The organism is Longimicrobium sp., from assembly GCF_036554565.1.
Lineage (GTDB): Bacteria > Gemmatimonadota > Gemmatimonadetes > Longimicrobiales > Longimicrobiaceae > Longimicrobium.
The window spans coordinates 1-3,775 of sequence record NZ_DATBNB010000762.1 but is presented as its reverse complement, the minus strand read 5'-3'; the positions used below and the strand labels follow the sequence as shown (position 1 = coordinate 3,775).

Sequence of the window (3,775 nt, the reverse complement as noted above, 5' to 3'; positions counted from 1 at the left end):
CAGCTTGGGCACCTCGTGCGCGGGCACCTCCTCGTACGCGTGAAAGGTGCGGGTGTGCGTGGCGCGGCCCTGCGTGAGCGAGCGCAGCGACGTGCTGTACTTGTACAGCTCCGCCTGCGGCACCAGGGCGCGCACGCGCTGGTTCCGCCCCGCCGGCTCGATGCCCAGGATGTGCCCGCGCCGCTGGTTGAGGTCGCCGATCACGTCGCCCAGGAACTCGTCGGGGGTGAACACGTCCACCTGCATCACCGGCTCCAGGATCACCGGCTGCGCCTTTTCGGCGGCGGCCTGGAAGGCCATCGACCCGGCCACCTTGAAGGCCATCTCAGAGCTGTCCACCGTGTGGTAGCTGCCGAAGTACACCTCGGCCTCGAAGTCCACCATGGGAAAGCCGGCCAGCACCCCGCGGGCCGACGCCTCCTGCACCCCCTTGTCCACCGCCGGGATGTACTTGCCCGGGATCACCCCGCCCACGATGGAATCGGTGAAGCGGTAGCCGGAGCCGCGGTCCAGCGGCTTCAGGCGCAGGTGCGCGTCGCCGAACTGGCCCCGCCCGCCCGTCTGCTTCTTGTGGCGCCCCTGCGCCTCGGCCACCGCGCGGATGGTTTCGCGGTAGGGGATGCGCGGCGCCTTGACCACCACGTCTACCCCGTTCTTGCGCTTCAAGCGCTCCAGCTGCACCTCCAGGTGAAGCTCGCCCAGGCCCCGCGCGATGGTCTGCCCCAGCTCAGGGACGTACTCGGAGGTGAAGCAGGGGTCTTCTTCGTGGAGCTTGTGAAGGCCCACGGCCAGCTTGTCTTCTTCCCCGCGCGTCGCGGGCTCCACCGCCACGGCGATGTCGGGATCGGGAAAGCTCACCCCGGCCAGCACCAGCGGGTGCCCGGGGGCGGAAAGCGTGTCGTTGGTGTGCGTGTCCCGGAGCTTGGCCACCACGCCGATGTCGCCCGCGCGCAGCTCGTCTATCTCCTGGCGGTCGCGGCCCTGCGGGATGGAAAGGTGGGCCAGCTTCTCGGGCTTTTCGCGGGTGGCGTTGAACACCTCGCGGCCGTTGCCCACCGAGCCGCCGTAGATGCGGAAGAACGACAGCTCGCCCACGTGCGGCTCGCTGGTGGTCTTGAAGACCAGCGCGGCGAAGGGATCGCTGTTCAGGTTCCGCAGCTCCACCACGGTGTCGGTGCGGCCCTGCGCCAGCTCGGCCGGGCGCTCCTGCGGCGAGGGCATCAGCTCCACCAGCTTGCTGAGCAGCGCCCGCGTGCCCCACGTCTTCGTGGGCGCGCCGCAGAACACGGGGTACAGATCGCCGCGCAGCATGGCCTGCTTGAGCGCGTGCAGCGCCTCGTCGCGGGTGATGGTGTCGCCCTCCAGGTAGTGCTCCAGCAGGTTGTCGTCCGTCGACGCGATGGTCTCGATCAGGTCGTTGTAGTAGCGATCGACGATGGGCTGCAGCTCGGGCGGCACGTCGTGCTCCTCGTACTCGCCGGCCGTGGTGCCCTCGACGTAGTAGTGCACCTGGTCGCTAAACAGGTTCACGATGCCACGGAAGTCGTCTCCCGAGCCGATGGGTACCTCGACCGGGATGGCCTTGGGCGTCAGGTGCTCGCGGATGTCCTGGTAGACGCGCTCGAAGTCGGCGTTCTGGCGGTCCATCATCGACACGAACAGGATGGCCGGCAGGTGCCGCTCCTCGATCAGGTCCCACACGCGCTCGGTGCCCACCTCCACGCCGTTGACGGCCGACAGGCACACCAGCGCGCCGTCGGCCACGCGCACACCGGCGCGCGTCTCGCCCAGGAAGTCCAGGTAGCCGGGGGTGTCGATGAAGTTGATCTTGCTGTCCATCCACGCCGCCCAGGCCACGGACACGTTCATGGAGAGGCCGTGCGCGTTTTCCTCGGGCGTGAACATGGTGAGGGCGGTTCCGTCATCCACCGACCCGTGGCGCTTGGTGGTGCCCGCCACGTAGCAGGCCGCGTCGACCAGGGTGGTCTTTCCCGATCCGCCGTGGCCAACCACGCACACATTGCGGATGCGGTCCGTTGTGAATGAGGGGGCTGAAGCCATACGCACCTCCTGGAGAAGGGGGAGGGTGGGAATGCCGCCCGTTCCCACACGCGGGCGGTTAGTGCAGGGTGGTTCCGGGCAGGGTCTGCGTCAAGAGTTTTCGATCGGCGCGAGGGTGATGGCGGGATGCAAAAAGCGTACGGCGTTTCCCCCTCCCGGCAAACTGCGCCGGGAGAGGGGAGAACTTCGGGCGGGGTTCGACCGGCTGCCTCGCATACCGCGGCTGGCCCCTGCCCCGGCCGCTCCCCCGGCAAACTGCGCCGGGAGAGGGGGGAACTTCGAGCGGAGTTCGACTGGCTGCCTCGCATGCTGCGGGAGCCCCCTCTCCCCGGCCCTCTCCCCCGCTTCGCAGGGGAAAGGGAGAATTCGATCGCGTTCCGGCCGGTGCGGCGTGCGATCGCGGCGGATTCTGCAACCACGAACGAAAGCGGCCCACCCCGGCGCCGGGGAGGGCCGCACTTTCGCACTTTCGCACTTTCGCACTTTCGCACTCACGCACTCACGCACTCTCACGTCCCCGCCATCGCGGGCTGCTGCTCGAACACGCCTTCTTCGGTCTCGGCGATCAGGTGGTCCACCACGTCCTTCAGGTCGCCCGTGCGCTCGAAAACCTTTACCTGGCGGTCGGCGCTGGAGCCCTCGTCCATGATGCGGAAGGCGTACGACACCTCGGCGCGGCTGCCCAGGTCGTCCACCACGTCGTCCACGAACCACTCCAGCATCTCGCGGATCAGGTGGCGGGCGGGGCTCTCCTTCTGCTTGCCGAAGTCGATCAGGTTGCCGTCCAGCCCGTACCGCACCGAGCGCCACTTGTTCTCTTCGATCAGGTCCGACGGGTACAAGCGGAACGTCATGTTGTCGCGCCGCAGCTTCCACAGCTTGGCGATGATGGCCTGCAGGATGGCCCCCACGCACACGGCCTCGTCCACGCGCGTGCACACGTCCAGGAAGCGGAACTCCAGCGTGGGATACGCGTGGTGCGGCCGAAGGTCCCAGTAGAGCTTGCTGCCGTCGGGGATGCACCGGGTGGAGACGAGCGTTTCCTGCAGCTCGGCAAAGTCTCCCCAACTGCGCATGATGCGAGGCACGCCCGTGCGCGGGAAGTTGCGGAACACCACGCTGCGATAGCTCTTGAGCCCCGTGTTGCGCCCCATCCAGAAGGGCGAGCTGCTGGACAGGCACAGGATGTGGGGCAGGAAGTAGCGCGACACGTTCATGGCGTCGATCAGGAACTCCTGGTCTTCGATGCCCACGTGCACGTGGGTGCCAAAGATCAGGAGCTGCTGTGCCAGGTCCTGCATGTCCTGCTTGACGCCGATGTAGCGCTCCAGCGGCGTGATCTCCTGCGTCATCCAGCTGCTGAAGGGGTGCGTGCCCGCCGCGACCACCTTGAGGTTCTTTCGCGCGGCCAGCCCCATCACCATCCCGCGCAGCCGCCGCAGCTCGGCGCGCACCTCCTGCGGCGTGCGGCAGACGGTGGTGCCCACTTCCACGATGGACTGGTGGAGTTCGGGCTTGATCTCGCCCAGGATCATGTGGTCGTCTTCCAGCAGCTCGGTGATGTACGACCGCAGCTCCCGGGTTTCGGGGTCGATGATCTGGTACTCTTCTTCGATGCCGAGCGTCAGCGAAGGAGCCTTCATGCGGGCAATCCCTGGGATGGTGTTGCGGGCCGATGCTGCGTTTACCTGGGCACTCGCTTCGTTTGGTGCTC

2 protein-coding genes are annotated in these 3,775 nt (G+C 67.4%); both read right to left on the bottom strand.

Features of this window, described 5'->3' with window-relative positions; all coding sequences use genetic code 11:
- The coding region (fusA, locus tag VIB55_RS21495; protein WP_331878723.1) for an elongation factor G at positions 1-2,061 on the bottom strand (2,061 nt) is incomplete at its 3' end.
- Positions 2,062-2,570: 509 nt separating this feature from the next.
- Positions 2,571-3,704 (bottom strand): carboxylate-amine ligase, encoded by a 1,134-nt coding sequence (locus VIB55_RS21490; RefSeq protein WP_331878722.1) that lies wholly within the window; start codon positions 3,702-3,704, stop codon positions 2,571-2,573.
- Between the last annotated feature and the right edge of the window lie 71 nt (positions 3,705-3,775).

Bases quoted from the DNA above. Each gene is read 5' to 3' on its own strand.
- VIB55_RS21490 (WP_331878722.1), bottom strand. From the start codon at position 3,704: ATGAAGGCTCCTTCGCTGACGCTCGGCATCGAAGAAGAGTACCAGATC.